The sequence below is a fragment of the Rhodococcus sp. 077-4 genome (genome assembly GCF_047782425.1).
Classification (GTDB): Bacteria; Actinomycetota; Actinomycetes; order Mycobacteriales; family Mycobacteriaceae; genus Rhodococcoides.
On sequence record NZ_JAJPWC010000002.1, the window covers coordinates 621127 to 648096 of the forward strand.

Sequence of the window (26970 nt, forward strand, 5' to 3'; positions counted from 1 at the left end):
ACCGGCAGAAGTGTTATACCCTCGAAAACAGACTGGGAGGACTCCTGACGTTCGATGAGAGGGTGTTGCACAGGTGAGTGTGGACGGCCGAATCACCTCTGCGGAGGGTTCGGGTGTCGCTTTCGGGGGGCGGGATTCGAAGGCCGGCGAACGATCGGCTCGCTGGCACGACAACAAGCGCTATCTGTGGATGCTGGGTCTGTTGGCCCCGGCATCGGCTCTACTGCCGTCGCAGTTGGTCTATTGGACGGGCATGCCGCTCTTCTGGTGGAGCGGTGTGCTGGTCTTCTTCGTCATCATCCCGATCATCGATCTGATCGCAGGTGAGGACGGGCACAATCCGGACGCATCGGCGAGCGAAAAGCTGCAGAACGACCGCTACTACCGCTGGTGTACGTACCTGTTCCTACCCATCCAATTCGTCGGACTGTTCGTCGCGTGCTGGATGTGGGCGTACGGCGGTCTGAGTGTGATGGACAAGATCGGGTTGGCCGTCACGGTGGGGCTCGTCGCGGGCACCGGTATCAATGCCGCGCACGAGCTGGGCCATCGAATCGAGCAGCACGAGCGATGGCTGGCCAAGATCGCCCTGTCACAGACGCTCTACGGGCACTTCTTCGTCGAGCACAACCGCGGGCACCATGTTCGGGTCGCAACGCCTGAGGACCCTGCGAGTGCGCGGCTGGGCGAGAACGTGTGGACCTTCGTGCCGCGCAGCGCACTTCTCGGGCTTGCTTCCGCGTGGAAGCTGGAGGCCCAGCGCCTTCGGCGGAAGGGCCGCTCGGTCGCAAGCCCGAGCAATGCGCTGCTGCACACCTGGCTCCTCAGCGCCGTGCTGTTCGGTTCGCTGCTGATCGTGTTCGGCGCGTCCATCGCGCCCTATCTACTGCTGCAGGCCGTCGTCGGATTCGTGCTGCTCGAGATGGTCAATTACGTGGAGCACTACGCCCTGCTCCGCGAGACGAACGAGCGTGGCAGATACGTTCGATGCGCACCCCGCCACAGCTGGAACAGCGACAGAATCTGCACCAACATCTTCCTGTACCACCTCCAGCGGCACAGCGACCACCACGCCAACCCCGGCAAGCGCTATCAGACTCTGCTCTCCTGCGACGAGGCCCCGCAGTTACCTGCCGGCTACGCGTCGATGGTGATGCTCGCCGCATTCCCGCCCCTGTGGCGTCGGGTGATGGACGGGCGGGTACTGGCGCACTACCAGGGGGACATCACCCGCGCGAACATCCTGCCCCGCAAGCGCGCTCGAATTCTGGCGCGAGCCGGACGAAACGGATAGCAGGCGCAGGCTCCGGGCACCCGGTACCTGCACCGTGTGGGACCCGATAGCCTGGACCACAGACATTCAGTCAACAGGAGAGGCAAGATGACGACCTCAGTTACGTCAGGATCGGCACTCACCGCGGATCACCGCGGTGGAATCGACTTCAAGGTCGCAGACCTGTCGCTCGCGGAATTCGGCCGCAAGGAAATTCGGCTCGCCGAGCACGAGATGCCCGGCTTGATCGCGCTGCGCCGCGAATACGCCGATGTGCAGCCGCTCAAGGGCGCGCGAGTGTCGGGATCGCTGCACATGACCGTGCAGACGGCCGTGCTGATCGAGACCCTGGTGGCGCTCGGAGCCGAGGTTCGTTGGGCCTCGTGCAACATCTTCTCCACCCAGGATCACGCGGCAGCGGCCGTCGTCGTCGGCCCGTACGGCACCGTCGAAGAGCCCAAGGGCGTGCCGGTGTTCGCGTGGAAGGGCGAAAGCCTCGAAGAGTACTGGTGGGCGGCCGAGCAGATGCTCACCTGGCCCGAGCAGCCCGCCAACATGATCCTCGACGACGGCGGTGACGCGACGATGCTGGTACTGCGCGGCGCGCAGTTCGAGAAGGCAGGCGTCGTTCCGCCGACCGACGACGACCAGGATTCCGACGAGTACAAGGTGTTCCTCGGTCTGCTGCGTCGGTCGCTGGAGGCATCGAAGACCAAGTGGACCGAGATCGCCGCGTCCGTGCAGGGTGTCACGGAGGAGACCACGACCGGCGTGCTGCGGCTGTACCAGTTCGCGGCTGCCGGTGAACTCTCGTTCCCGGCGATCAACGTCAACGACTCCGTCACCAAGAGCAAGTTCGACAACAAATACGGCACCCGCCACTCGCTGATCGACGGCATCAACCGCGGCACCGATGTTCTCATCGGCGGCAAGGCCGTGCTGGTCTGTGGCTACGGCGACGTCGGTAAGGGCTGCGCCGAGGCACTCAAGGGCCAGGGCGCTCGCGTCACGGTGACCGAGGCCGATCCGATCAACGCCCTGCAGGCGCTGATGGACGGTTTCGACGTGCGCACGGTCGACGAGTTCATCGAGCAGGCCGACATCGTGATCACCTCGACGGGCAACCTCAAGATCATCACGTTCGAGCACATGCGCAAGATGAAGCACCAGGCGATCCTGGGCAACATCGGTCACTTCGACAACGAGATCGACATGGCCGGGCTGGAGAAGGCCGCCGACGTGACGCGGATCAACATCAAGCCGCAGGTCGACGAGTTCCAGTTCAAGGACGGCCACTCGATCATCGTGCTGTCCGAGGGTCGGCTGCTCAATCTCGGCAACGCTACGGGCCACCCGTCGTTCGTCATGAGCAACAGCTTCTCCAACCAGGTGATCGCTCAGATCGAGCTGTGGACCAAGCCGGACGAGTACGACAACGAGGTCTACCGCCTGCCCAAGCACCTCGACGAGAAGGTCGCGCGCATCCACGTCGAAGCGCTCGGTGGCTCGATCACCAAGCTCACCAAGGAGCAGGCCGAATACATCGGAGTCGACGTCGAGGGCCCGTACAAGCCCGAGCACTACCGCTACTGACCGGTCACCAGAAGTGGGAAAACTGTTCGTCATCGAAGGAGTCGACGGAGCGGGCAAGAACACGCTCGCCCGTCGGCTCGTTTCGGCGTGGGAACGTGACGGACTCGACGTCGTCCGGGTCGGGTTTCCCCGATACGGACGTTCGATTCATGCCGATCTTGCAGCCGAGGCACTGCAAGGGGAGCACGGGGACACCTCCGCAAGCGTGCATGCGATGGCTCTGCTGTTCGCGCTCGATCGCCGGGAAGCCGGCGATGACATTCGAAAGATCCTCGTCGACAACGACATCGTCCTTCTCGATCGTTACGTGGCGTCCAACGCTGCCTACACCGCGGCCCGGTTGGAGCAGTCCGTCGACGGCGAGGCCGTCGAATGGATACGGTCACTGGAATTCGACCGATTCGGAGTCCCCGTTCCCGACGTCCAGATCCTTCTCGACGTCCCCGTCGCGCTCGCGGCCGAGCGAGCGGCGGCCCGCGAAAGCGCGGACGCCGCTCGTACCAGGGATGCGTACGAGCGGGACGGGTCACTGCAGAGTCGAACCTCGGCCGCGTACGGCCGACTCGCTGCGTCGAACTGGGTGTCGCCGTGGCGGGTGGTCGCCGCCGACGTCGATCCCGATCGACTCGCCGCCGACATGTTCAATCAGCCATCAGGCGAGCGGAAAGTGACACCATAGGACCATGAAGCCTCGGATTCTGGTTGTGGACGACGATTCGGCTCTGGCGGAGATGCTCACCATCGTGTTGCGTGGTGAAGGATTCGAGCCCTTCGTGGTCGGCGACGGCACCCAAGCACTGGCGGCCGTGCGCGAGAACCGGCCGGACCTGGTGCTGCTGGATCTGATGCTTCCCGGGATGAACGGCATCGACGTCTGCCGCGTCCTGCGGGCCGATTCGGGCGTGCCCATCGTCATGTTGACGGCCAAGACCGACACGGTCGACGTCGTGTTGGGGCTCGAATCCGGTGCCGACGACTACATCATGAAGCCCTTCAAGCCGAAGGAATTGGTCGCTCGGGTGCGGGCCCGGCTGCGCCGGACAGAGGACGAACCGGCCGAACTGCTGTCCATCGCAGACATCGTCATCGACGTGCCAGCCCACAAGGTCAGTCGCGGCGACGAACTCGTCTCCCTCACCCCGCTCGAGTTCGATCTTCTGGTTGCGCTCGCGCGCAAGCCGCGTCAGGTGTTCACCCGAGAGGTGTTGCTCGAACAGGTCTGGGGCTACCGCCACGCAGCCGACACCCGACTGGTCAACGTGCACGTGCAGCGCCTGCGCGCCAAGGTCGAAAAGGATCCGGAGAACCCCGAGGTGGTGTTGACCGTGAGGGGGGTCGGCTACAAGGCCGGACCGCCGTGATCCGTTTCTCCCATTCTCGGCGTCGAATCAACGGCAAGTTCTCACCGGTACTGCGTTGGTTTCGTTCGCTGAGTACGTCGCTCGGCCATGCCTGGCGACGGTCACTACAGCTGCGCGTCGTCGTGTCGACGCTGACTCTGTCGCTGGTGGTCATCCTCATCCTCGGAGTGGTGTTGACCAGCCAGATCACAGATCGACTGCTCGAAGCAAAGCTGTCCGCCGCCACCGAGGAACTCGACCGCTCGCGCACCACCGTCGAGGGCAACCTCGCTGGGGCCGACGATTCCAGCGGGCTCGCAACACGCCTCGAGCGAGCACGGGCGGCGTTGACCAACCAGGATCTGGACGCCGCGTCGACCACCGGTTCGGCAGGTTCGTTCGATCCGGTTCTGATCGTGGAAGGCGACGCCACCCGCGCAGAGGCCTCGGTCGGGCCGGTCGATCAGATTCCGAGCAGTCTGCGCGACTTCGTCAAGAAGGGCCTGATCAGTTCGCAGTACGCGACGGTGACCGACAGCGACGGCGGATACTCCGGCTCCGCGCTGATCATGGGATCGCCCACCGGATCCGACATCTCGGCCCTGCAGCTCTACCTGATCTTTCCCCTGGCCAGCGAGGATCGCACGCTCTCGCTCGTACGCGGCACGTTGTTCATCGGCGCAGTGGTGCTGCTGGTTCTCCTCGCGGCGATCGCGATGCTCGTCGCACGTCAGGTGGTCCTTCCCATTCGTTCGGCGTCGAGGATCGCGGTGCGGTTCGCCGACGGCAGGCTCAAGGAGCGCATGCCGGTTCGCGGTGAAGACGACATGGCCAGGCTCGCGATGTCGTTCAACGAGATGGCCGAAAGCCTGTCCAAGCAGATCACCCAACTCGAGGAGTTCGGTAACCTGCAGCGCCGATTCACCTCCGACGTCAGCCATGAACTCCGCACCCCGCTCACCACCGTGCGGATGGCCGCCGACCTCATCTACGACGCCAGCGACAACCTCGAGCCCGCACTCAAGAGATCCTCGGAGCTGCTGGTCAACGAACTCGACCGATTCGAGACTCTGCTCGGTGACCTGCTCGAGATCAGCCGCCACGACGCGGGTGTGGCCGAACTGGCCGCCGAACAGCTCGACCTGCGCATGTGCGCCCGAGCTGCGGTGTCGACCGTGCGGCATCTGGCGCGCGAAACCGGCACCGAGGTGATCGTCGACATGCCCGAGACCGCGGTCGTGGCCGAGGTCGACCCCCGACGAGTGGAACGAATTCTGCGCAACCTGCTCGCCAACGCGCTCGATCACGGCGAGGGCAAGCCGGTACTGCTGCGCCTGCGCTCGGATGCCGACGCAGCAGCATTCGTGGTGCGTGACCAGGGCATCGGTCTGCGGCCCGGAGAAGAGAAGTTGGTGTTCAATCGGTTCTGGCGCTCGGATCCCTCCCGCGTTCGGCGATCCGGAGGCACCGGTCTCGGGCTGGCAATCAGCGTCGAGGACGCCCGCTTGCACGACGGTAAGCTCGAAGCGTGGGGTGCAGTGGGCGAGGGTGCGTGTTTCCGACTCACTCTGCCGCTCGTGCGCGGTCACAAGGTGATCGGATCCCCGCTACCCCTCAAACCCAGCACCAAGAGATACGCACAGGGACAACCGATTCCCGCAATCACCGCGCCGAGAACATCCGCGCCGAAGACGTCCACACCGAAGACGTCCGCGTCGGAGCCCGCGACGTGATCGTCTCGGCTCACCGCGGCGCTCGAGTACTGGCAATCTGCGCTCTCGTACTCGCACTCGTGGGCGGGTGTGCCAGCCTCCCCGAGTCGTCCAGCCCCCAGGCCATCGGAACGTTGACTGCCGGTGCCGTGCCCACCAGCGCCCCGGCCCCCGAGCCGGGACGCGAGCCGGACCGTTTGCTCGACGACTTCTTCGAGGCCAGCGCCGTCTCTGCGAACAGACACCAGGCTGCTCGGCAATTTCTCACAGAGGATGCCTCGGCCACCTGGGACGATGGCGCGCGAACCGTCGTCGCGGACCGCATCGACACGCTGTCCGGCCCACGGACCGCCGATCGAGCACAGTTCACGATCCGCTCCACCACTGCCGGGATGCTGGCCTCCCGCGGCGAGTATCAGGCCGGCTCGGACACCTTCGACGCCGCAATCGAGATGGAGCGGGTGGACGGTCAGTGGCGGATCTCCGAACTGCCGCCCGGCGTCGTCATCGATCGGCAGGCGTTTCTGAACACCTACCAGCAGCGCTCGCTCTACTTCGTCGATCCGCTCGGCGGCGTGCTCGTGCCCGACGTGCGTTGGACCAGTGGGTCGCAGGACCAGCTCGCCAACCAACTCGTGCAACTGCTCATCGACGGCCCCAAGTCGGCGCTGTCGGCTGCGGTGAGCAACGAACTGTCCGACGACGTGAACATTCGCGGTCCCATCACCAAGGCCGATGGTCAGACCTCGCAGGTGGGGGTGGGACTCGGAGGCATCAGGATCGACTTCGGCGGGCTGCAGAACAAGGGTGACCGCGACCGGGAACTACTTGCCGCACAGGTGATCTGGACCCTCGCCTCAGCCGAGGTCGCAGGACCGTACGTGCTGCTCGCCGACGGTCAACCGATCGACACGACCAAGCCCGACGGATGGACGACAGCAGGCGTCGACTCGTTCGATCCGCTCGGCAGTACCGACGAAAGCGTCGGATTGCATGCACTTGCGTCCGGCACCTTGCTCCGCGTCGACGAGAACGAGACCACTCCCGCCCCCGGGTACTTCGGGCAGGCCCGCAACCTGCGTTCGGTGGCACTGTCCAACGACGGCACCCTCGTCGCGGGCGTCGCGGATACCGGTAGGCCCGCCCCGGCTCCGTCCAGCACGCTCATGGTCGGCAGCTACGACGGCGGGGCGTTTCCGGTGGCCGAGGGTCAATCGATCACGCGGCCCACCTGGGGGGCCGACGACAATGCGGCCTGGGCGGTGATAGACGGCACCAACGTCATCCGAGCCGCTCGAGATCCCTCCACCGGTCAGGTGTCGGTGATACCCGTCGACGCCCGTGCGATCACGACACTCGGCACCCGGATCACCGAACTGCGACTGGCCCGCGACGGGGTGCGAGCCGCGCTCATCGTCGACGGCGTCGTGTACGTGGCGACGGTGGTGCGAGATCCCTCGGGTGTGTACTCCCTGACCGAGCCCCGAGCGGTGGCCATCGGGCTCGGCAGTGACGCCACCAGTCTGGACTGGAGTACCGGCGACACCATCGTGATCGCCAGGGTTGCCACCGACACTCCTGTGGTGCAGGTGACCGTCGACGGATCCCGAATGGACGCGCTGCCGTCGCGCAACCTGACCACCCCGGTATTGGCGGTCGACGCCTCGCCGGAGACGGAGTACGTGGCGGACGCGCGAGCGGTCTTCGCGCTCAACAACGCCGATCCGGTCGGCGACCGTTACTGGCGCGAGGTCACCGGTCTGGCCGGAGTGAAAGCCGTCCCGATCCTGCCCGGCTGAGGTGTGTCGGTGGGGTGGGGCACACTCTGCACCCATGCGGACGCTCCTCGACCTGGTTCTCCCTCTCGAATGCGCCGGGTGCGGGGTTCCAGGGGAGCACTGGTGCCCGGCGTGCGCGCGAGCGCTGTACGTCCCACCCACTGCCGTTCGCCCACGCGTCGATCCCGGCGTGCCGTGCTGGGCGTTGGGTACGTACAGCGGGCCGCGCCGCAGTGGGGTGATCGCCCTGAAGGAGCGAGGTCGACGGTCGGTGGCCCGACCTTTCGGGCGAGCTCTCGCCGAGGCCGTCGGTCACCTGCGCGACGCGGGTGAGATCGATCCGCCGGAGCTGAGTTCGCTGATCCTGGTCTGTGCGCCCTCTCGGGCCCGCGCGGCGAGGGCCCGCGGGGGCGATCCCGTTCTGCGGTGCGCTCGAATGGCAGCCGAACACCTGGCACCCGAGCGGGTGCGCGTTCCGGAGTTGCTCCGCATGACCGGCGGCGTCCGCGATTCGGTCGGGCTCTCGGCGGGGCAGCGCCAACACAATGTGGCGGGTCGGATCGAGGCAGTCGGGGTCGCCCGTCCGCAGACGAAAGCCGGTGCGACGCAATCGGGCGACTTCACCGTGTTGCTCGTCGACGACGTCGTCACCACCGGCGCGACGCTGGCCGAATCGGCAAGAGTGCTCAGCGATTTCGGGGTGCCGCTTGCCGGGGCGCTGGTGGTGGCGAGTGCATGAGCGGTCGGCAGAGGGACATGCCGACAACCAATTCGGGGTGAACGGTGGCACACGAGTCGATGACCGACTAACGTCGCGGACACGCCCTGAGCGGACGCGAAATGAGGTGATGCCCCGGACTCGAGATGCCGGAAGGTTCCCCATCCGGCATGCACACTTTGCCACGTCCAACAGTGGGCGTGGCCGATATCTGGAGGTACGCGTGACGACCCCTTCACAAGCCTCGGTTTTCTTCGACGAGAAGCCCTCGGAAGAATCCACCAAGAGCAATGCGGACGTTGTGGTCAAGGGCCGCAACGTCGAGATACCGGATCATTTCCGGATATACGTCTCCGAGAAACTGGCTCGCCTCGAGCGCTTCGATCCGTCCATCTATCTATTCGACGTCGAGCTGCAGCACGAACGAAATCGCCGCCAGGCCAAGGCATGTCAACGCGTGGAGATCACCGCGAAGGGCAAGGGTCCGGTCGTTCGAGCCGAAGCGTGTGCAGACAGTTTCTATGCCGCCCTCGAAGCGGTGACGTCCAAACTCGAGAGCAGACTCCGGCGCACCAAGGACCGTCGCAAGGTCCACTACGGCGAGAAGAGACCCGTCTCCGTCGCCGAGGCCACCGCCGAGCTTGCCGAGGACGACACGCTGGCACTCGATCCCGAGACGAAACTCGACTCCTTCGAGGACGATCAGAGCGGTCCGGGGCACATCGTGCGGACGAAGATCCACTCGGCCGCACCGATGAGCGTCGACGATGCCCTGTACGAGATGGAACTCGTAGGACACGACTTCTTCCTGTTCCACGACAGTGCCAGCGATCGACCCTCGGTCGTGTACCGACGGCACGCCTTCGATTACGGCTTGATCAGACTCACCTGACCCGCAGGCGCGCGACGGCCCGGTTCGTTCGCCGTCCGTGAAATCTCCCCACCGCTGCAGGCTCGACACCGGAGACTCGATTCCCACGTCGAGCCTGCAGTGCTGTGTCGGTGTCGTCGCCGATGGCGAACCGCCGAACTCGGACACCCGAGAGTCGGGCTGCCGGGTTCGCAGCCACACCGCCTACCATGGACGCGTTCGGGTTACCCGCCGCCTGGAAGTCGTGGTGACGTACCCGTGAGCTCGTGCAGTAACAGTGTTGCCAGCAGTACCAGAGTTGCAAGCAGTACCAGAGTTGTTCGTGCCAGTACCCGTGAACCGAGGATCGAGGACGAGAAAACCCGTGCCGTCGCTGTCGTTTTCCAAGCTGCTCCGTGTCGGTGAAGGTCGCATGGTCAAGCGGCTCAAGAGCATCGCCGACCACGTCTCGACCCTGTCTCCGGACGTCGAGAGCCTCTCCGACGACGAACTACGCGGCAAGACCGCGGAGTTCAAGGAGAGGTACTCCGCCGGGGAGACCCTGGACCAGCTCCTGCCCGAGGCGTTCGCGGTGGCCCGCGAGGCGTCGTGGCGAGTGCTCTCGCAGCGTCACTTCGACGTCCAGGTCATGGGCGGAGCCGCCCTGCATTTCGGCAACATCGCCGAGATGAAGACCGGCGAGGGTAAGACGCTGACCTGCGTTCTTCCCGCCTATCTCAACGCGATCTCCGGCGACGGTGTCCACGTGGTGACGGTCAACGACTATCTCGCCAAGCGTGACTCCGAGTGGATGGGCCGCGTGCACCGATTCCTCGGACTCTCTGTCGACGTCATCCTCTCCGGGATGACCCCTGCCGAGCGCCGCGCCGCCTACGCCGCCGACATCACCTACGGCACCAACAACGAGTTCGGCTTCGACTACCTGCGCGACAACATGACGCACTCGCTCGACGACCTCGTGCAGCGAGGGCACAACTTCGCCGTCGTCGACGAGGTCGACTCCATCCTCATCGACGAGGCCCGCACCCCGCTGATCATCTCGGGACCGGCCGACGCGTCGAGCAAGTGGTACGGAGAGTTCGCTCGTATCGCGCCGATGCTCAAGCCCGACACGCATTACGAGGTCGACATCCGCAAGCGGACCATCGGTGTGCACGAAGCAGGCGTCGAATTGGTCGAGGATCAGCTCGGTATCGACAACCTGTACGAGGCCGCCAACTCACCACTGGTGAACTACCTCAACAACGCCATCAAGGCCAAAGAGCTCTACACCAAGGACAAGGACTACATCGTCCGCGACGGTGAAGTCATCATCGTGGACGAGTTCACCGGCCGCATCCTGGTGGGACGCCGATACAACGAGGGCATGCACCAGGCCATCGAGGCCAAGGAGAAGGTGGAGATCAAGGCCGAGAACCAGACTTTGGCCACCATCACGCTGCAGAATTACTTCCGCCTCTACGACAAGCTCTCGGGCATGACCGGTACCGCCGAGACCGAGGCCGCCGAGCTGCACCAGATCTACGGCCTCGGCGTCATTCCCATCCCGACGAACCGTCCGATGGTTCGAGTGGACAACGGCGACCTGATCTACAAGACGGAAGAGGCCAAGTTCGACGCCGTGGTAGACGACGTCGTCGAGCGGCACGAGAAGGGCCAGCCGGTTCTGATCGGCACCACGAGCGTCGAACGCTCGGAGTATCTGTCGAAGCAGTTCACCAAGCGCGGCGTGGCACACAACGTGTTGAACGCGAAGTTCCACGAGCAGGAAGCGACGATCATCGCCGAGGCAGGCCGTCATGGCGCGGTGACCGTCGCGACCAACATGGCAGGCCGTGGCACCGACGTCGTGCTCGGTGGTAACCCGGATATTCTTGCCGACCTGCAGCTTCGCAAGCAGGGCCTGGATCCGGTCGAAACCCCCGAGGAGTACGAGGCTGCGTGGGAGCCTGCTCTGGAAGAGGTCAAGGCGCAGGTCAAGGCCGACGCCGATACCGTGCGCGAGGCCGGTGGCCTGTACGTGCTCGGCACCGAGCGGCACGACTCGCGTCGTATCGACAACCAGCTTCGCGGCCGTTCGGGTCGTCAGGGTGATCCGGGCGAATCGCGGTTCTACCTCTCGCTCGGCGACGAATTGATGCGTCGATTCAACGGCGGCGCACTCGAGTCGATCATGACCAGGCTCAACCTGCCCGACGACGTCCCGATCGAAGCCAAGATGGTGTCCAAGGCCATCAAGAGTGCTCAGACGCAGGTCGAGCAGCAGAACTTCGAGATCCGCAAGAACGTTCTCAAGTACGACGAGGTGATGAACCAGCAGCGCACCGTCATCTACGAGGAGCGCCGTCGCATCCTCGAAGGCGCGGACATGGAGGGCCAGGTCGAGGGCATGATCACCGATGTGATCACCGCCTATGTCGACGGTGCCACCGCCGAGGGCTACGTGGAGGACTGGGATCTCGAGCAGCTCTGGACCGCGCTGAAGACCCTCTACCCGGTGGGAATCGACCACAAGGTTCTCGCCGGCGAGAACGAGGACGGCGAGAAGGGCGATCTGAGCCGCGACGAACTGCGCGAGGCACTGCTCGAGGACGCGCGGTCGGCGTACGCAAACCGTGAAGCCGAGATCGACGGTATCGCCGGCGAGAACGGGATGCGCGAGCTCGAGCGGAGAGTGCTGCTGTCCGTGCTCGACCGCAAGTGGCGTGAGCACCTCTACGAGATGGATTACCTCAAAGAGGGCATCGGCCTGCGTGCGATGGCACAGCGTGACCCGCTGGTCGAGTATCAGCGCGAGGGCTACGACATGTTCCAGGGCATGCTCGACGGTTTGAAGGAGGAGTCGGTCGGCTTCCTGTTCAATCTGCAGGTCGAGGCGACACCGGCCCCCGCGGGGCCCGCGGCTGCGGCAGGTCTCGCCGTGGCTCCGGGACTGGCCTCCCCGGTGGGCTCCGGTCGCCCACCTGCGGCACCCGCTGCTGCGCCTGCGCCGACGAGTGCGAAGCCGGCAGTGCCCGCGACACCGCCGCCTGCCCCTGCCGCTCCCGAACCCACAGCTCCCGCAGTGCCCTCGGCCCTGCGCGCGAAGGGTCTCGACGGGCAGGACGAGCAGAGGTTGACCTTCTCCGGTCCGGCCGAGGGCGGCGGCACTGCCGTTCGTCGGTCCGGACCGTCCCCGTCCGGCGGTGAGTCCGCTGCGGAGGGCACCCGTCGGGAGCGTCGCGAAGCGGCGAGGACACAGAGCAAGGGACCGAAGAAGGCAGCTCGCTCCAAGCGCAAGAGGTAGTCGACGCCGGTCGCGTCGCTGCACGGCGACGCGACCTCACCCCACGCGCAACGACGTGACCGTCCAGCCGGGGCGCCGCGGGTCGATGGCCAACTCGATTCGGCCGGCGAAAGCGAACATGCGCGGCCCGCGGGTGTACGAGCCGAAGATCTCTGCCGACACATCCGACTGGTACGCCACGTGCACTCGACGCACTGCGGCGAATCCGAGCCGCCGCCCCGGCGGTGGGTTGCGCACGATGGTCCGCACCAGATCGATCATCGACGGGGTGAACAGCGGCGACAGCTGATCCGCACTGCGCCGTCGATCGATCACCTCGATCAGCATCCGCATCGCGCGGTCGGCGGTCGAGCGCGCATCGGCGGGCACCGATGGTCGGCCGGGCGGGTCGATGCGTGGTCGAGAACGGTTGCTGCGCACCGACACTCGATGCCCGATCGGTGTCGCTTGGTTGGCCGCAGCAGGATCCCATGTGTGCACCGCGCCAGCGCTGAGCGGTGGCTCGAACGGTGCGGCCCGCGACAGAAAGCAGTGATGCTCGGCGCGCAGTCGGCTGCCGGGTCCGGATGTGTCCGCGGTGTTCGGCGGCTCGCTCGATTCGATGACGCTCACACCGACATTGACGGTACGAGACCCAGTTCGGTTCCGTCCGAACCGCCGAAAGTGCCCGCGACACGGCCCTCACACGACCCCGCGACCGACATTCGCCCGCCACGTACTCTAGGTTCGAGCACACCGCGCGCTCGGCCACAGGAATCGGCGCGTACTTCATGCGAGGACGGGGACCGGAACACGCGATGGCGACCAGGCTGACAGCGCAGGATGCGTCGTTCTACTTTCTCGAGGCCAGCAGTAGCCCCATGCACCTCGGCTCGCTCGCCATCTTTCGGACCCCGCGCAGCGGATTCAGTTACGACCGTCTGCTGTCGTTGGTCGAGCAACGACTGGCGTTGGTTCCCCGGTATCGGCAGAAGGTCCGCGAGGTTGCCTTCGGCCTGGCCAGGCCGGTGTGGGTCGACGACGCGGACTTCGACATCACGTACCACATCCGACGTTCGGCGCTTCCGAAGCCGGGTTCGGACGATCAGTTGCACGACCTGATCGCTCGACTGACCTCGCGCCCACTCGATCGCACGCGGCCATTGTGGGAGATGTACCTGGTGGAGGGGCTGTCGAAGAATCGCTTCGCCGTCTTCACCAAATCCCACTCGGCGTTGGTCGACGGAGAGCACGCACTCGACATCGGTCAGGTCATTCTCGACGCGAGCAAGAATCCTCCGCCGATGGCCGAAGAACTGTGGATGCCCGCGCGCGAACCGAAGGATGCGGCGCTGGTCATCGACGCGCTGACCGAGTTGGTGGTGCGGCCGGGGGAGAGCGTCGAGACGCTGCGCGGAGCAGTGCACGGCGTCGCCGGTGTCGCGGGAGAAGCCTTGCGTGCCGCGGGGAAGGTCGCGGCTGTGCTGCGCACCGCGACTCAGAGCGCGCCGTCGAGTCCGCTGAACACCCCGATCTCGCGCAACCGCAGATTCGCGGTCGCCAAGACCGAGCTCGCGGACTACCGCAGAATCCACAACAGGTTCGATTGCTCGATCAACGATGTGGTCCTCGCCGTCGTCACCGGCGCACTGCGCAACTGGTTGCTCTCTCGGGGCGAGCCCGTCACGGCCTCCTCGACCGTGCGGGCGATGGTGCCGATGTCGGTGTACGTCTCCGCCGACCGCGTCGGATTCGGAGAGCCGACCGACCGGACGGTCGAGCAAGCGGAGGACGATCGCAGCGAGGTCTCGTCGTTCCTCGTCGACCTGCCCGTCGGTGAGTCGAATGCCGTGGTGCGGCTCTCTCACATCGCGCACGCCACCGAGGCGCACGCCAAGCAGAGTCGCGGAGTCACCGCGCAGACTCTGATGCGCATCTCCGGCTTCGCGCCCGCGAGTCTGCATGCGATGGGCGCGCGGGCGGGCAGCCGCCTGTCTCAGCGCGTGTTCAATCTGATCGTCACCAATGCTCCCGGACCCCAATTTCCTCTGTATGTCGGCGGTGCGCGCATGCTCGAGATGTATCCGGTGTCGCCATTGTTCGAGAACCAGGCGATGAGCATCGGATTGACGTCCTACGACGGCTACGTGTTCTTCGGACTCAACGCCGATCGAGGTGCGATGCCCGACGTGGACGTGGTGACGGCGTTGCTGCACGAGGCGCTGGAAGAGTTGGTCGACGCGAGTAACGATTCGAGAGTGTGAGGTTCTGCAATGCGTGTCTACGTTCCGGCGACGCTGGAGTTCTTGAAAGTGCTGTCGGCGGAGGGTGAGTTCAGCCCGGTCTCGCGCACGGCGTTCGCAGTGACTCCGACGCTGCGTGAGGCGTATGCCTCAGGCGACGACGAAGAGCTGGCCGAGGTGGCGATGGGGGAGGCCGCGCGGGCCTCCCTGCGGCTGATCGCTGCTGCCGTCGACGACGAGTCGGACACCGGGACGGTGGCCGAGGGGGTGGTGCACCGGCGGGCGGTGATCGCAGCCGATGTGGAAGATCCGACGCTGCGACCCGACCTCGACGATGCCGTCGTCCGGTTGAAGGAGCCGTTGCGGATGGATCAGGTCGCGTCGGTGCACGTCGATCTCGAAGGAGCCGAATCGGCGGTTGCCAAAGCCGTGGCTGCCGTCGATGCCGCGGACATGGGTGACGCGGACGCGGAGTTCGTACTCGGTGACGCCGAGGATCACACGCTCGCGTGGTACGCCCCGCAAGAGCTGCCGTTTCTGCTCGAATTGCTCTGATTCCGCCGTGACGTTCTCCGGACGAATCACAGCGGCAGAGATCACCCTCGTTCAGAACCTACGGTAGCGTAACCTCGATGACCGCAAACGGATCGGTATCTCGATCGAGGGGACGGAACACCCGATGGATCTGAAGAAGTGGCTGGAAGCTCCGGCGGCCGATGTATCGGCACCACGGCGGCCCAGATTGAACATGGTGCGTGGAGCCTTCACTCGCATCACCACTCCATTGTTGCCCGACGATTACCTGCATCTGGCCAATCCGCTGTGGTCTGCTCGTGAACTTCGCGGCCGCATCGTGCGAGTGGAGAAAGAAACCGCCACCGCGGTGACGTTGGTGATTCAGCCCGGTTGGGGCTTCAACTTCGACTACCGACCGGGTCAGTACATCGGAATCGGCTTGCACCTCGGCGGGCGGTGGCACTGGCGGTCGTACTCGTTGACCTCGCCGCCGAACTGGGAAGACAAGCTGATCTCCATCACGGTCAAGGCGATGCCCGAGGGCTTCCTGTCCTCACACCTCGTCGGTGGAGTACCGCAGGGAACCATCGTTCGACTCGCTGCGCCGAAGGGCAACTTCGCGTTGCCCGTCCCGCCGCCGAACAAGATCTTGTTCATCACCGCGGGCAGTGGCATCACCCCGATCATCTCCATGCTGCGGGCATTGGATCGGCACGGGGACATGCCCGATACGGTGCACATTCACTCGGCCCCCACCGAGGACGAAGTCATGTTCGCGGCCGAAATCGCCGCGCTGGAGGAGTCCCATCCCAACTTCACCTCGCACGTGCAGTTGACGCGATCCGACGGCAAATTCGCACTCGCCTCGCTCGACGAGCTCTATCCCGATTGGCGAACGCGTGATACCTGGGCATGCGGCCCCGCCGCGCTCCTCGAAGAGATCGAGAAGACCTGGAAGCGAGAGGGATTGGAGGATCGGCTGCATCTGGAGCGGTTCGAGATCTCGCGTGCGGACACGTCCGGTGCCGGCGGCACCGTCACGTTCTCGAAGTCGGACAAGAAGGTCACCGTCGACGGCGCGACCAGCCTGCTCGAAGCCGGGGAGAAAGTCGGCGTTCAGATGCCGTTCGGCTGCCGGATGGGAATTTGCCAGACATGTGTGGTGCCGTTGACTTCGGGGCATGTACTGGACCTGCGCTCGGGTAAGGAACACAGCGAGGGCGACCGCGTCCAGACATGCATTTCCGCTGCTGCAGGCGACTGCACATTGGAACTGTAGGTCTGTTTCTCGCACACGACCTTCTCAGCCTGTTCGGTTACGCTTGCGTAGGTTGCCCACGTAAGAAACCCGATATTTCGGGCACTGCACTCAACTGTTGGAGGACCCGGTGGCCATCACCGACATCAAAGAGTTTGCTCACCTCAGCGAAGAGGACATGGAGGCGTTCGGTCGTGAACTGGACGCAATTCGACGCGACGTCGAGGACAGTCGCGGTGAGCGCGATGCCGCGTACATCCGTCGGACGATCAGACTGCAACGGCTGTTGGAACTCGGTGGCCGCGCGGTGCTGCTCGGCAGCAAGTACCGGCCTGCCTGGATTGCCGGAACGGCGATGCTCAGTGTCGCCAAGATCATCGAGAACATGGAGCTCGGTCACAATGTGATGCACGGGCAGTGGGACTGGATGAACGATCCGGAGATCCACTCGGTGTCGTGGGAGTGGGATCAGACCGGCCCGTCCGAGCAGTGGAAACGAGCCCACAACTATTCGCACCACACCTACACCAACATCGTCGGCATGGACGACGACATCGGTTTCGGCATCCTGCGAATGACGCGCGACGAGCCGTGGAAACCGATCAACCTCATTCAGCCGCTCGCCAACATCGTGCTGGCCACCACGTTCGAGTGGGGTATTGCGCTGCACGATTACGACGCTCAGAAGCAGCTGGACGGCGAGGACGAAAAGGGCCTGTTGAAGTCGCCTGCGACCCGCGCTTTCGCGCGCAAGATCGCCAAGCAGGTCGGCAAGGACTTCGTTCTGTTCCCGGCACTGTCCGGTCCGGCGTGGAAGACCACGCTGACCGCCAATGCCACGGCCAACCTGGTCCGCAACCTGTGGGCCTACGCAGTGATCTTCTGTGGACACTTCCCGGACGGCGCAGAGAAGTTCACGATCGGACAGTTCGAGACCGAGACTCGACCCGAGTGGTACCTGCGGCAGATGCTGGGTAGCGCGAACTTCGAGGCAGGACCGGTCATGGCGTTCATGAGCGGCAACCTGTGCTACCAGATCGAGCACCACATGTTCCCGGATCTGCCGAGCAATCGGTATTCGGAGATCGCCGAGAAGGTGCACGCCCTGTGTGAGAAGTACGATCTGCCGTACACGACCGGATCTCTGGGAAAGCAGTACCTGCTGGCTCTGCGGACCATTCACAAGTTGTCGCTGCCCGACTCATGGTTGCGGGCTACGTCCGACAACGCTCCCGAGACATCGTCCGAGCGTCGATGGCGAGTGGGAGATTCGCCTGCCGTCCACGCACTTCGGATCGATCCGCTCACCGGGCAGCGTCGGGGCCTTCGTTCGGCCATGCAGGAGGCACGGGTGAGCTTGCGCAATGCCAAGAAGGAAGCCAAGCGTCAGGCCAAAGGCCTCCGTCGAACAGGCGACCGCGCCGCGTTGTGAATCGTCACACAGATCGACGCCGATAACCTACGCGACCGTAAGTTACGATACGGTAGGTGACGGAATTGCACATGGACCGACTCACTCGGCTGTGTGTTCACGACTGCCAGGAGGTTGTTTGCCATGGCGATTACGGACATCAAGGAATACGCGCATCTGACCGATGCCGACATCGAGGCGTTGGGCCACGAGCTCGACTCCATCCGACGTGACATCGAGGCGTCCCGTGGCGAACGCGATGCCCGGTACGTCAAGAACACGATCCGCCTGCAACGCTCCCTCGACATCGGTGGTCGGGCCGTTCTGTTCGCCAGCCGTCGACGTCCGGCATGGTTGGTGGGCACCGCCATGCTCGGGGTCGCCAAGATCATCGAGAACATGGAACTGGGCCACAACGTGATGCACGGCCAGTGGGACTGGATGAACGATCCGGAAATCCACTCCACCTCGTGGGAGTGGGACAACACGGGTCCGTCGGCGCACTGGAAGCAGACGCACAACTACATCCACCACAAGTACACCAACGTGTTGGGCATGGACGACGACGTGGGCTACGGATTGCTTCGCGTCACTCGTGACCAGCGGTGGAAGCCGTTCAACCTCGGCAATCCCGTGTACAACCTGCTGCTGCAGCTGTTCTTCGAGTACGGCGTAGCGCTCCAGCACCTCGAACTGGGCAAGGTCGCCAAGGGGCGAGTGCCACGCGAGGAGTTCGAGCAGAAGCGGCGCGAGGTGCTCGAGAAGGTCGGCAAGCAGATCGGCAAGGACTACGTCCTGCACCCACTGCTGACCGGTCCTGCCTGGAAGAGCACGTTGACGGCGAACATCGTCGCCAACATGATGCGGAACGTGTGGACCAATACGGTCATCTTCTGCGGTCATTTTCCGGACGGTGCCGAGAAGTTCACCAAGTCCGACATGGAAGGCGAGACGCAGGGGCAGTGGTACCTGCGTCAGATGCTCGGCAGCGCGAACTTCAACGCCGGGCCCGTGATGGAGTTCATGAGCGGCAACCTCTGCTATCAGATCGAACACCACCTGTTCCCCGACCTCCCCAGCAATCGCTTGCGCGAGATCAAGGTTCGAGTGCTCGAACTGGCAGAGAAGTACGACCTGCCGTACACGACCGGTTCTATCGTCCACCAGTACTTCCTGTCGTGGCGAACCATCGCGAAGCTGTCGCTGCCCAACAAGTACTTGAAGGCGACCAGCGACGACGCTCCCGAGACCGCGTCGGAGCGCAAGTGGGCCGACGCTCCCGCCGGTTTGTTCACCGTCGATCCCGAGACCGGGAAGCGTCGTGGTCTGCGCACCGCGATCGCAGAGACGAAGAAGCGCAAGGGAATTCGCAGGCTCGTCGGCAGAGCCGCGTAAACTTTCGCCGTCACGACAGCCTGGTGGCAATCGACTTCGATCGGAGTCGATTGCTACCAGGCTTCGTTCGTTCGAACGGCTTCGAGAAGCAGGCGCACGGCAGCGACGCGTCGAGCAGCGTCACCGGTGAGAGTGTCCAGGGCGCATTCGGGATCGGCGGGAGGGCCGAGGTGGGTGCACCCGCGTGGGCAGTTCTCGATCGTGTCGGCGAGATCGGAGAACGCTGCGACGACGTTCTCGGGGGAGATGTGTGCCAGTCCGAACGACCGGATACCGGGGGTGTCGACCACCCAGCCGCCGGCGGGTAGCGGCAAAGCCACCGACTGCGTCGAGGTGTGACGGCCCTTTCCGACGCCCGAGACCACGCCGGTGGCGCGATAGGCGTCGGGTACCAGCCTGTTGACGAGCGTGGATTTCCCGACTCCCGAGTGCCCGATGAGCGCCGTCACCTTGTTCGTCAGCATCGCCGTCAGCTCCGTGAGGTCCTCGGACTGACCCGCCAACACCACCGGGACGTCGAGATCGGCGAACGCTGCGGTGAATTCCTCGGGCGCAGCCAGATCGCTCTTGGTCAAGCACAGAACGGGTTCGAGTCCACCGACGTACGCGGCCACGAGTGCTCGCTCGACGAAGCCGGTGCGAGGGGGCGGGTCCGCGAGCGCCGCAACGATGAGCAGCCTGTCCGCATTGGCCACCACGACACGCTCGAAGGGGTCGGTGTCGTCTGCGGTACGCCGCAACACCGTGCGCCGTTCGGCTACGCGCACGATCCGGGCCAGGGTGTCGACTTTGCCCGACAGGTCCCCGACGATGCCGACCTCGTCGCCCACCACGATCGGAGTTCGGCCGAGCTCGCGGGCACGCATGGTCACGACCGGTCGAGACGGGTCACCGTCGAGCACGCAGCCCCACCGGCCGCGGTCGACGGAGACCACCATGCCGGCTTCGGCGTCGTTGTGTTCGGGTCGAGTTTTGGTGCGCGGCCGTGAACTCTTGCCCGGCCGGATGCGGACGTCGGACTCGTCGTACCGGCGCGCGGTCAGGAGCCGACCCCGCTCGGCGTCGATGCGGACAGCATTGCGTCCCACAGGTTCTCGAAACCGGGGAGGGTCTTGGCGGTGGTGCCGATGTCGTCGACCTCGACGCCGGGCACGCGCAGGCCGACGATCGCGCCTGCGGTGGCCATCCGGTGGTCGGCATACGAGTGCCAGACGCCTCCGTGCAGCGGTGCCGGATCGATGCGGATGCCGTCGTCGGTTTCGACTGCGCGCCCACCCAAACGGACGATCTCGGTTGTCAGTGCCGCGAGTCGGTCGGTCTCGTGACCACGCAGATGAGCGATGCCACGCAGAATCGACGGCCCCTCGGCAAGAGCCGCCAACGCCGCAACCGTCGGAGTCAACTCTCCGACGTCATGCAGGTCGAAGTCGATGCCGTGCAACGTATCCGGGCCCTCGACGGTCAGGATTCCCGCGGTCAGCTCGACTCGAGCCCCCATCTGCGCAAGTATCTCGCGGAAGACGTCACCGGGCTGCGTGGTGGACTCGGGCCAATTAGGCACGCGCACTCTGCCTTTCGTCACCACCGCGGCGGCCAGGAACGGAGTGGCGTTGGACAGGTCCGGCTCGATGCTCCACTCGATCGGAGTGACCGGGCCGGGGTGCACTCGCCAGGTGTTCGCGTCACCACCGGTCTCGGGGGTATCGACTCGCACGCCGGCCCGCCGCAACATCTCCACCGTCATGTCGATGTGCGGCATGGACGGAACGGGCTTGCCGATGTGGTGGATTTCGATTCCCTCGTCGAAGCCCGCGGCGGAGAGCATCAGACCCGAGACGAATTGCGAGGATCCCGAGGCGTCGATGTCGACCGATCCGCCGCGCAGTGAACCTGTGCCGCGCATCGTGAAGGGCAGCGCGCTGCCGTCGATCTCGGCTCCCACTGCGCGCAACGCGTCGAGGATCGTGTCGAGTGGGCGGATGCGCGCCTGCTCGTCGCCGTCGAACGACACCTCACCCTCTGCGAGCGCAGCCAGCGGCGGCACGAAGCGCATCACAGTACCGGCCAGCCCGCACGCCACGGCTCCGCCGTGCAGCGGCGCAGGAGTGACCCGCAGCGTCGTCCTGTCGTCGTCTGCCGCGATGATCTCGATGCCGAGAGTCGTCAGGGCGTCGATCATGAGGTCGGTGTCACGGCTGCGCAGGGCACCGGTGATCGTCGACGAGCCGGTTGCGAGCGAGGCGATGATCAGCGCGCGATTGGTGATCGATTTGGATCCGGGCAGAGTGACGGTCGCGTCGACGGGGGCGACGGCGGCGGGGGCGCTCCAGTTGCTCACGCGTCCATCTTCGCTCATTCGGTATCAGCGCGCGGCGATGGGCGCGGATGTGGCGCGTGTGAGCCGGACCAGATCGGCTGGATCGAGCTCGATTTCCAGTCCGCGTCGACCACCGCTGCACAGAATCGTCTCGAACCCCGATGCCGAGTCGTCGATCGCGGTGGGAAGAGATTTGCGCTGCCCCAGGGGTGAGATACCACCGAAGACGTAGCCGGACGACCGTTCGGCGGCAGCCCTGTCGGCCATCGTGATCTTCCTGGTGGACAGAGCGGTCGCCGCGGCCTTGAGCGAGAGCATCGACGTGACAGGGATGATCGCCACGGCCAGCGAACGATCGGCACGTTCGACGACGAGTGTCTTGAAGACTCGTTCGGGGCGAACACCGAGCCGCTCGCCGAGTATTCGCGCCGCCTCCTCGCCGTAGGACTGTGCCCGAGCATCGTGGTCGTACGAATGCACTGTGTGGGCCACCTTTCGCGCAATGAGCAGCGCGAGAGCGGGTGTGGACGCAGCCATTCACGGGACTCTAGCGACTACGAGGGAACACGGTGGCACGGAGCTGTGTTGTGTAACCACAGATACGGATGCAGGCGGAAGGAATGACGAATGGCAGTACTGACCGCGGGACGTCCCCTCGTGTTGAAGGGGGTGATCTCTTCGCATAAGTCGAGTTCGGGCGCGGTAGCCTGGGCGGCGGAAGCTATCGAAGGGATCAGCGTGACAGAAGCCAGCAATCCCGTCGCTGCAATCGACGACGAGAAGGCGATCGCGGAGCAGAGAGCGGCCGAGACCGAGGCGCAGTTGACCGAGCGCTTCGAGCGTGACGCGCTGCCCATGCTCGATCAGCTCTACGGCGCAGCACTGCGAATGACGCGTAACCCGGCCGACGCCGAGGACCTGGTGCAGGAGACGTTCGTCAAGGCCTACTCGGCGTTTCGGTCGTTCCGAGAGGGCACGAACCTCAAGGCGTGGCTCTACCGAATTCTGACCAACACCTACATCAACTCCTACCGCAAGAAGCAACGCCAGCCCGCTCAGTATCCGACCGACGAGATCAGCGATTGGCAGCTCGCGGCCACCGCCGAACACACCTCGACCGGGCTGCGCTCGGCCGAGGTCGAGGCTCTGGACGCGTTGCCGGACGACGACATCAAGGCAGCGCTGCAGTCACTTCCGGAGGAGTTTCGGATGGCTGTGTACTACGCCGACGTCGAGGGCTTCCCGTACAAGGAGATCGCCGAGATCATGGGCACCCCCATCGGCACGGTGATGTCGCGTCTGCATCGAGGGCGCAAGCAACTGCGGGGACTGCTGGCGGGTGTGGCACGCGAACGTGGATTCAACCGGGACGGCGCAGTCGACCGGCACGAGCAGGAGGTAGTCCAGTGACGGACACCGGCAGGATCGATGACGGCGACGCACAATTCGAGCGCCTCGACTGCTCCGCGGTGATCGCGGACGTGTGGGTGATGCTCGACAACGAATGCGACGAGGCCAGTAGAGCCCGGCTGCAGAAGCACATCGACGAGTGCGGATCGTGCTTCGAGGCCTACGGAATCGAAGAGAAGGTCAAGCGGCTGATTTCGCGTAAGTGTGGTGGAGACCAAGCCCCGGCCGGGCTGCGCGAACGACTGAGCGTCGAGATTCGACGAACTGTGTTGATTCGGCAGACGGACTCCGAGTAGCCGGAACGTTGCACAACGACGAGGGGCCGAGAAGCAGTCGCTTCTCGGCCCCTCGCGGCTTGTGGCAAACCGTCAGCTGTTGGGACGTTTGCCGTGGTTGGCCTTGTTGCCCTTACGAGCACGCTTCTTACGTCCACGCTTTCCCATGATGGGCTCCTCTCGTTTGTTCACTACAGTCTCCCACGTGTGATTGGCTTACTGTGACGGGCCTGGTCTCTGAAAGGTGTCCGGCGCAGTTCGTGGTGACGTGAGAGAGGGGTTCGCCGATGTCCGAGGACGTTCGCGCGGAGATGGTATCGACGGTATTTCAGGTGGTCGTGGCCCGAGGCGACGCCGTCGAGGTCGGTGACACCCTCGTGATCCTGGAATCGATGAAAATGGAAATTCCCGTCCTGGCCGAGTCGGCAGGCACGGTCACCTCCGTAGACGTCGCGGTCGGCGACGTCATTCAGCAGGGCGACCTCATCGCCGTCGTGTCCTGAGCAACGGCCGCGTGAGATCCCGTGTCGACCCTCAGTGACCTGCTGGCCGAACACACAAACCTCCCCGGAGTCGCGGTCGACCATCTGCAACGAGTGGTGGGGGAGTGGCAACTGCTGGCCGATCTGTCGTTCGCCGACGTCCTGTTGTGGGTCGGCACCGACGACGTGACCAGTGGGACGGCCGACGTCCTGTGTGTGGCCCAGTGCCGGCCGACCACTGCGCCCACCGTCTTCACGCACGACATCGTGGGAACGACGATCTCCGAGTCGGAGCACCCGGATGTCATGGTTGCTCTGCAGCAGCGAGAGATCGTGCACGGAGGCGTCCTGACGCGCACCGAGAGCATCCCGGTGCGGTGCGGAGAGCACGTGATCGCGGTGCTGACCCGCGACACCAATACGGCCCAGCTTCGACCGCCGAGCGCGCTGGAGGTGGCCTATCGCGAATGTGCCGACGACCTGTGTCTGATGATCAGTGAAGGTACGTTTCCCACCCCGGAAGAGCGCACCGATGTGAACTCGTCTCCCCGCGCTGGCGACGGCTTCATCCGCGTCGACACCGACGGGCGGGTGGACTACGCCAGCCCCAACGCTCTCTCGGCCTACCACCGGATGGGATTGACGACGGAACTCTCGGGTCGCGATCTGGCCTCTGTGACGCGGTCTCTGGTCACCGACCCGTTCGACTCGCAGGAGGTAGCCGACCACATCAGGTCGTCCTTGAGCGGCAACGTGGGCCATCGGATGGAGGTCGACGCCCGTGGTGCCACCGTTCTCGTGCGGACGCTGGCGTTGCAGCCCAGGGGCAGGTCGGCCGGTGCAGCGGTGTTGATCCGCGACGTCACCGAGGTCAAGCGTCGGGACCGCGCTCTGCTCAGCAAGGACGCGACCATCCGAGAGATCCATCATCGGGTCAAGAACAACTTGCAGACCGTTGCTGCGCTGCTCCGGCTTCAGTCGCGTCGACTCGAGAACGAGGAAGCGCGCACGGCATTGTCCGAGTCGGTCCGTCGGGTCACATCCATTGCACTGGTGCACGAAATGCTCTCGATGTCGGTGGACGAGGAAGTGGACCTCGACGAGATCGTCGATCGACTGGTGCCCATCATGCTCGACATCGCCACGGTCAATCCGCGGGTGCGGGTGGTCCGTGAGGGCAAGCTCGGAGTCTTCTCGGCCGAACGGGCGACACCACTGGTGATGGTGTTGACCGAACTGGTGCAGAACGCGATGGAACACGGATTCGATGCCGGGTCGGCGGGTGTGGTCCGGATCGGTGCCGACCGCTCGGCGAAATGGCTGGACGTGGTGATCCACGACGACGGGCGGGGGTTGCCCGCCGGGTTCTCCCTGGAACGTTCGGACGGCCTCGGCCTGCAGATCGTGCGCACGCTGGTCTCGGTCGAGTTGAACGGATCGCTGGGTTTGCACCCGGCGGCGGGCGGGGGAACCGACGCGATGTTGAGGGTTCCGTTGGGGCGGCGGGTCCCGAGGCCATGATGCACACTCGATGAACTTTGCGTAACGCGCTTCGGTGGTCCTCGGAACGCAGAAGGCCCGGTATTCGCTGTGCGGATACCGGGCCCTGCTGGTTGCTGCGTGTGCGTCCTAGACGGAGCTGCGTGCGCGCGTACGCGCGTTGCGTCGCTTGAGTGCACGGCGCTCGTCTTCACTCATTGCGCCCCATACTCCTGCGTCCTGGCCGGATTCGAGTGCCCAGGACAGGCATTCAGCGGTGACGGGGCACCGAGTACAGACGACTTTGGCATCGGCGATCTGCGCGAGCGCCGGACCACTGTTTCCCACCGGGAAAAATAGTTCCGGATCTTCATCGCGACAAATAGCCTTGTGGCGCCAGTCCATCCTCTGCTCCTTACCGGGCGCCGAAGCGCCGTTTCGTTTCTCTTCTGTTCACGAGTGGGTAACCAATGTTTCCGCACTGTTGCTTGTGAATGCTTTCACGAACTCAGGTGAAGTCAAGGGATACGCGCGTGACCGTGGTCAAGCTCACTCTGTTAGGCTCGCTTTAGCCTTCTGCGCTCCTTTGTACCCCGAGTGAACAAATTTCGCTCGTGATTTCGTAGAAAGTGCGCTCGGTGTCGCACTGTGCGCCCAGGTGGCAACCTCGTCACGTACTCGGCGCAACTACTTCCAGCGCGTCGGGAGTCGAGAAGAACTCGGCCTCCGTGCGTTCGCCCAGGTAGTCACCATCCATCTGCAAACCGACCGGCTCCGCAGACGAAATGCGGACACTCGGAACATCGTCGATCCGAATCAGCTTGCGAGACTTCGGTTCTGCGCCCTTGGTCAGCATCTGACGAGACACCCGCAGTGTGGGGAACAGGGCAGTCGAGCGCATGCCGAACACTCCGAGACCCGAGTCGAAACCAGTGCCCGGATTGGTGTGCACAGGCCGCTCGTTCATGTAAGTCCACGGGCTCGAGTTCGACACGAACGCGTAGTGCACCTCGCTGAACGGCTCCCGCCCTGGAACCTCCAACGTCAACCGGGCAGGACGCCGCTTCAGTTTGAAGAATTCCTGCACCGCCGATCGAACGTACCGGGTCGCCGACACCGGCTTTCCATCCTTACGACTGGCATCGATCGCGCGACACACTTCCGCATCCCAACCCATGCCCGCATTGAACGTGAACCATCGGTTGTCGCAATGTCCCAACCCGATCGTCCGCCGCGCCCGCGCATCGAGCAGACCGATCAACTGATTGGTCGCCGCCACCGGATCCGCTTCGATACCGAGCGAACGCGCGAACACATTCGCACTACCGCCCGGAACGACCGCGAGCGGCGGAATCGCACCGATGGTTACCGCCTGCATCGACGTCGGCAACGGCACCCCGAGCAAACCGTTGATCACCTCGTTGACCGTCCCGTCACCACCGTGAACGATCACCAGACCCATCCCGTCCTCACGGGCACCCCGAGCCAACTCCGACGCATGATCGCGATGAGTCGTCTGCGCAACCGTCACCCGCACCCGACTCGACAAAGCATGAGCCAACAGATCCCGAGCCGCAGCCGTCGTCGAAGTCGCATTGGGATTGACGATCAGCAGCGCACGCACGAGCAATGAC

25 protein-coding genes are annotated in these 26970 nt (G+C 64.6%); 18 read left to right on the forward strand and 7 right to left on the reverse strand.

Features of this window, described 5'->3' with window-relative positions; genetic code table 11:
• The first annotated feature begins 190 nt into the window (after window positions 1-190).
• The 9 genes from ACNEOT_RS12140 to secA all read left to right on the forward strand — a co-directional run bounded on the left by ACNEOT_RS12140 (window position 191) and on the right by secA (window position 12571).
• A complete protein-coding gene (locus tag ACNEOT_RS12140; protein WP_415975110.1) occupies window positions 191-1294 on the forward strand; it encodes an alkane 1-monooxygenase in 1104 nt (367 codons plus the stop codon).
• Window positions 1295-1381: 87 nt separating this feature from the next.
• Window positions 1382-2866 (forward strand): adenosylhomocysteinase, encoded by a 1485-nt coding sequence (ahcY, locus tag ACNEOT_RS12145; RefSeq protein WP_415974288.1) that lies wholly within the window; start codon window positions 1382-1384, stop codon window positions 2864-2866.
• Window positions 2867-2879: 13 nt separating this feature from the next.
• A complete protein-coding gene (locus ACNEOT_RS12150; RefSeq protein WP_415974289.1) occupies window positions 2880-3545 on the forward strand; it encodes a dTMP kinase in 666 nt (221 codons plus the stop codon).
• A gap of 4 nt (window positions 3546-3549) precedes the next feature.
• Window positions 3550-4227, forward strand: coding sequence for an MtrAB system response regulator MtrA (mtrA, locus tag ACNEOT_RS12155; RefSeq protein ID WP_027496508.1), 678 nt, complete (start codon window positions 3550-3552; stop codon window positions 4225-4227).
• Window positions 4224-5939 carry an MtrAB system histidine kinase MtrB gene (gene mtrB, locus ACNEOT_RS12160; protein WP_415974290.1) on the forward strand — a complete coding sequence of 572 codons (1716 nt, stop codon included), beginning with the start codon at window positions 4224-4226 and terminating at the stop codon, window positions 5937-5939. Before mtrA ends, mtrB begins: the two co-directional genes overlap by 4 nt.
• Window positions 5939-7717 carry an MtrAB system accessory lipoprotein LpqB gene (gene lpqB / locus ACNEOT_RS12165; protein ID WP_415975111.1) on the forward strand — a complete coding sequence of 593 codons (1779 nt, stop codon included), beginning with the start codon at window positions 5939-5941 and terminating at the stop codon, window positions 7715-7717. The genes mtrB and lpqB overlap by 1 nt, the downstream gene beginning before the upstream one ends.
• 34 nt (window positions 7718-7751) lie before the next feature.
• On the forward strand, window positions 7752-8435 hold the full coding sequence (locus ACNEOT_RS12170; protein ID WP_415974291.1) for a ComF family protein: 684 nt from the start codon (window positions 7752-7754) through the stop codon (window positions 8433-8435).
• A 202-nt stretch (window positions 8436-8637) separates the two neighbouring features.
• Entirely contained in the window at window positions 8638-9306 is a 669-nt protein-coding gene (hpf, locus tag ACNEOT_RS12175) for a ribosome hibernation-promoting factor, HPF/YfiA family (protein WP_415974292.1), read from the forward strand.
• A gap of 343 nt (window positions 9307-9649) precedes the next feature.
• Window positions 9650-12571 (forward strand): preprotein translocase subunit SecA, encoded by a 2922-nt coding sequence (gene secA / locus ACNEOT_RS12180; protein ID WP_415974293.1) that lies wholly within the window; start codon window positions 9650-9652, stop codon window positions 12569-12571.
• Window positions 12572-12607: 36 nt separating this feature from the next.
• Here the strand turns inward: secA and ACNEOT_RS12185 are convergent, their stop codons facing one another.
• Window positions 12608-13183 carry an Rv3235 family protein gene (locus ACNEOT_RS12185; RefSeq protein ID WP_415974294.1) on the reverse strand — a complete coding sequence of 192 codons (576 nt, stop codon included), beginning with the start codon at window positions 13181-13183 and terminating at the stop codon, window positions 12608-12610.
• Window positions 13184-13368: 185 nt separating this feature from the next.
• Here ACNEOT_RS12185 and ACNEOT_RS12190 point away from each other — a divergent pair, with 185 nt between their 5' ends.
• From ACNEOT_RS12190 to ACNEOT_RS12210, 5 genes are all read left to right on the forward strand, one after another.
• Window positions 13369-14814, forward strand: coding sequence for a WS/DGAT/MGAT family O-acyltransferase (locus ACNEOT_RS12190; protein WP_415974295.1), 1446 nt, complete (start codon window positions 13369-13371; stop codon window positions 14812-14814).
• Window positions 14815-14823: 9 nt separating this feature from the next.
• Complete coding sequence (locus ACNEOT_RS12195; protein ID WP_415974296.1) at window positions 14824-15348, forward strand: DUF6912 family protein; 525 nt, start codon at window positions 14824-14826, stop codon at window positions 15346-15348.
• Window positions 15349-15472: 124 nt separating this feature from the next.
• Complete coding sequence (locus ACNEOT_RS12200; RefSeq protein ID WP_415974297.1) at window positions 15473-16588, forward strand: ferredoxin reductase; 1116 nt, start codon at window positions 15473-15475, stop codon at window positions 16586-16588.
• Window positions 16589-16697: 109 nt separating this feature from the next.
• Window positions 16698-17999 carry a fatty acid desaturase family protein gene (locus ACNEOT_RS12205; protein ID WP_415974298.1) on the forward strand — a complete coding sequence of 434 codons (1302 nt, stop codon included), beginning with the start codon at window positions 16698-16700 and terminating at the stop codon, window positions 17997-17999.
• Between the two features lie 123 nt (window positions 18000-18122).
• Complete coding sequence (locus tag ACNEOT_RS12210) at window positions 18123-19373, forward strand: fatty acid desaturase family protein (protein WP_415974299.1); 1251 nt, start codon at window positions 18123-18125, stop codon at window positions 19371-19373.
• Window positions 19374-19426: 53 nt separating this feature from the next.
• Here the strand turns inward: ACNEOT_RS12210 and rsgA are convergent, their stop codons facing one another.
• From rsgA to ybaK, 3 genes are read right to left on the reverse strand one after another with little or no spacing between them, the layout of a single operon-like run.
• Complete coding sequence (rsgA, locus tag ACNEOT_RS12215) at window positions 19427-20461, reverse strand: ribosome small subunit-dependent GTPase A (protein WP_415974300.1); 1035 nt, start codon at window positions 20459-20461, stop codon at window positions 19427-19429.
• Window positions 20413-21729 (reverse strand): 3-phosphoshikimate 1-carboxyvinyltransferase, encoded by a 1317-nt coding sequence (gene aroA, locus ACNEOT_RS12220; RefSeq protein WP_415974301.1) that lies wholly within the window; start codon window positions 21727-21729, stop codon window positions 20413-20415. The genes rsgA and aroA overlap by 49 nt, the downstream gene beginning before the upstream one ends.
• Before the next feature lie 6 nt (window positions 21730-21735).
• A complete protein-coding gene (gene ybaK / locus ACNEOT_RS12225; RefSeq protein ID WP_415974302.1) occupies window positions 21736-22227 on the reverse strand; it encodes a Cys-tRNA(Pro) deacylase in 492 nt (163 codons plus the stop codon).
• 90 nt (window positions 22228-22317) lie between these two features.
• Between ybaK and ACNEOT_RS12230 the strand changes: the two genes are divergently transcribed.
• Both ACNEOT_RS12230 and rsrA read left to right on the forward strand, forming a co-directional pair.
• Complete coding sequence (locus tag ACNEOT_RS12230) at window positions 22318-23100, forward strand: sigma-70 family RNA polymerase sigma factor (RefSeq protein ID WP_415974303.1); 783 nt, start codon at window positions 22318-22320, stop codon at window positions 23098-23100.
• Entirely contained in the window at window positions 23097-23396 is a 300-nt protein-coding gene (gene rsrA / locus ACNEOT_RS12235) for a mycothiol system anti-sigma-R factor (RefSeq protein WP_415974304.1), read from the forward strand. The genes ACNEOT_RS12230 and rsrA overlap by 4 nt, the downstream gene beginning before the upstream one ends.
• 72 nt (window positions 23397-23468) lie before the next feature.
• Here the strand turns inward: rsrA and ACNEOT_RS12240 are convergent, their stop codons facing one another.
• On the reverse strand, window positions 23469-23543 hold the full coding sequence (locus tag ACNEOT_RS12240) for a 50S ribosomal protein bL37 (RefSeq protein WP_370878772.1): 75 nt from the start codon (window positions 23541-23543) through the stop codon (window positions 23469-23471).
• 119 nt (window positions 23544-23662) lie between these two features.
• On the opposite strand from ACNEOT_RS12240, the gene ACNEOT_RS12245 reads away from it, so the two are divergent.
• Together ACNEOT_RS12245 and ACNEOT_RS12250 are read left to right on the forward strand one after the other, a co-directional pair.
• Window positions 23663-23878 (forward strand): biotin/lipoyl-binding carrier protein, encoded by a 216-nt coding sequence (locus ACNEOT_RS12245; RefSeq protein ID WP_094674728.1) that lies wholly within the window; start codon window positions 23663-23665, stop codon window positions 23876-23878.
• 21 nt (window positions 23879-23899) lie between these two features.
• Window positions 23900-25378: a sensor histidine kinase gene (locus ACNEOT_RS12250; protein WP_415974305.1), complete on the forward strand. Its 1479-nt coding sequence runs from the start codon at window positions 23900-23902 to the stop codon at window positions 25376-25378.
• Window positions 25379-25486: 108 nt separating this feature from the next.
• Here ACNEOT_RS12250 and ACNEOT_RS12255 read toward each other — a convergent pair whose 3' ends face one another.
• Window positions 25487-25741 (reverse strand): WhiB family transcriptional regulator, encoded by a 255-nt coding sequence (locus tag ACNEOT_RS12255; protein ID WP_032366305.1) that lies wholly within the window; start codon window positions 25739-25741, stop codon window positions 25487-25489.
• Window positions 25742-26006: 265 nt separating this feature from the next.
• On the reverse strand, window positions 26007-26960 hold the full coding sequence (locus ACNEOT_RS12260; RefSeq protein WP_415974306.1) for a diacylglycerol/lipid kinase family protein: 954 nt from the start codon (window positions 26958-26960) through the stop codon (window positions 26007-26009).
• Window positions 26961-26970: the final 10 nt, after the last annotated feature.

What these genes read in the sequence shown, in the direction of transcription:
- mtrA (WP_027496508.1), top strand. Translation starts at nt 3,550, where the DNA reads ATGAAGCCTCGGATTCTGGTTGTGGACGACGATTCGGCTCTGGCGGAG.
- ACNEOT_RS12200 (WP_415974297.1), top strand. Translation starts at nt 15,473, where the DNA reads ATGGATCTGAAGAAGTGGCTGGAAGCTCCGGCGGCCGATGTATCGGCA.
- ACNEOT_RS12255 (WP_032366305.1), bottom strand. Translation starts at nt 25,741, where the DNA reads ATGGACTGGCGCCACAAGGCTATTTGTCGCGATGAAGATCCGGAACTA.
- ybaK (WP_415974302.1), bottom strand. Translation starts at nt 22,227, where the DNA reads ATGGCTGCGTCCACACCCGCTCTCGCGCTGCTCATTGCGCGAAAGGTG.
- ACNEOT_RS12230 (WP_415974303.1), top strand. Translation starts at nt 22,318, where the DNA reads ATGGCAGTACTGACCGCGGGACGTCCCCTCGTGTTGAAGGGGGTGATC.
- ahcY (WP_415974288.1), top strand. Translation starts at nt 1,382, where the DNA reads ATGACGACCTCAGTTACGTCAGGATCGGCACTCACCGCGGATCACCGC.
- ACNEOT_RS12170 (WP_415974291.1), top strand. Translation starts at nt 7,752, where the DNA reads ATGCGGACGCTCCTCGACCTGGTTCTCCCTCTCGAATGCGCCGGGTGC.
- aroA (WP_415974301.1), bottom strand. Translation starts at nt 21,729, where the DNA reads ATGAGCGAAGATGGACGCGTGAGCAACTGGAGCGCCCCCGCCGCCGTC.
- ACNEOT_RS12190 (WP_415974295.1), top strand. Translation starts at nt 13,369, where the DNA reads ATGGCGACCAGGCTGACAGCGCAGGATGCGTCGTTCTACTTTCTCGAG.
- ACNEOT_RS12210 (WP_415974299.1), top strand. Translation starts at nt 18,123, where the DNA reads ATGGCGATTACGGACATCAAGGAATACGCGCATCTGACCGATGCCGAC.
- ACNEOT_RS12140 (WP_415975110.1), top strand. Translation starts at nt 191, where the DNA reads ATGCTGGGTCTGTTGGCCCCGGCATCGGCTCTACTGCCGTCGCAGTTG.
- ACNEOT_RS12245 (WP_094674728.1), top strand. Translation starts at nt 23,663, where the DNA reads ATGTCCGAGGACGTTCGCGCGGAGATGGTATCGACGGTATTTCAGGTG.
- ACNEOT_RS12195 (WP_415974296.1), top strand. Translation starts at nt 14,824, where the DNA reads ATGCGTGTCTACGTTCCGGCGACGCTGGAGTTCTTGAAAGTGCTGTCG.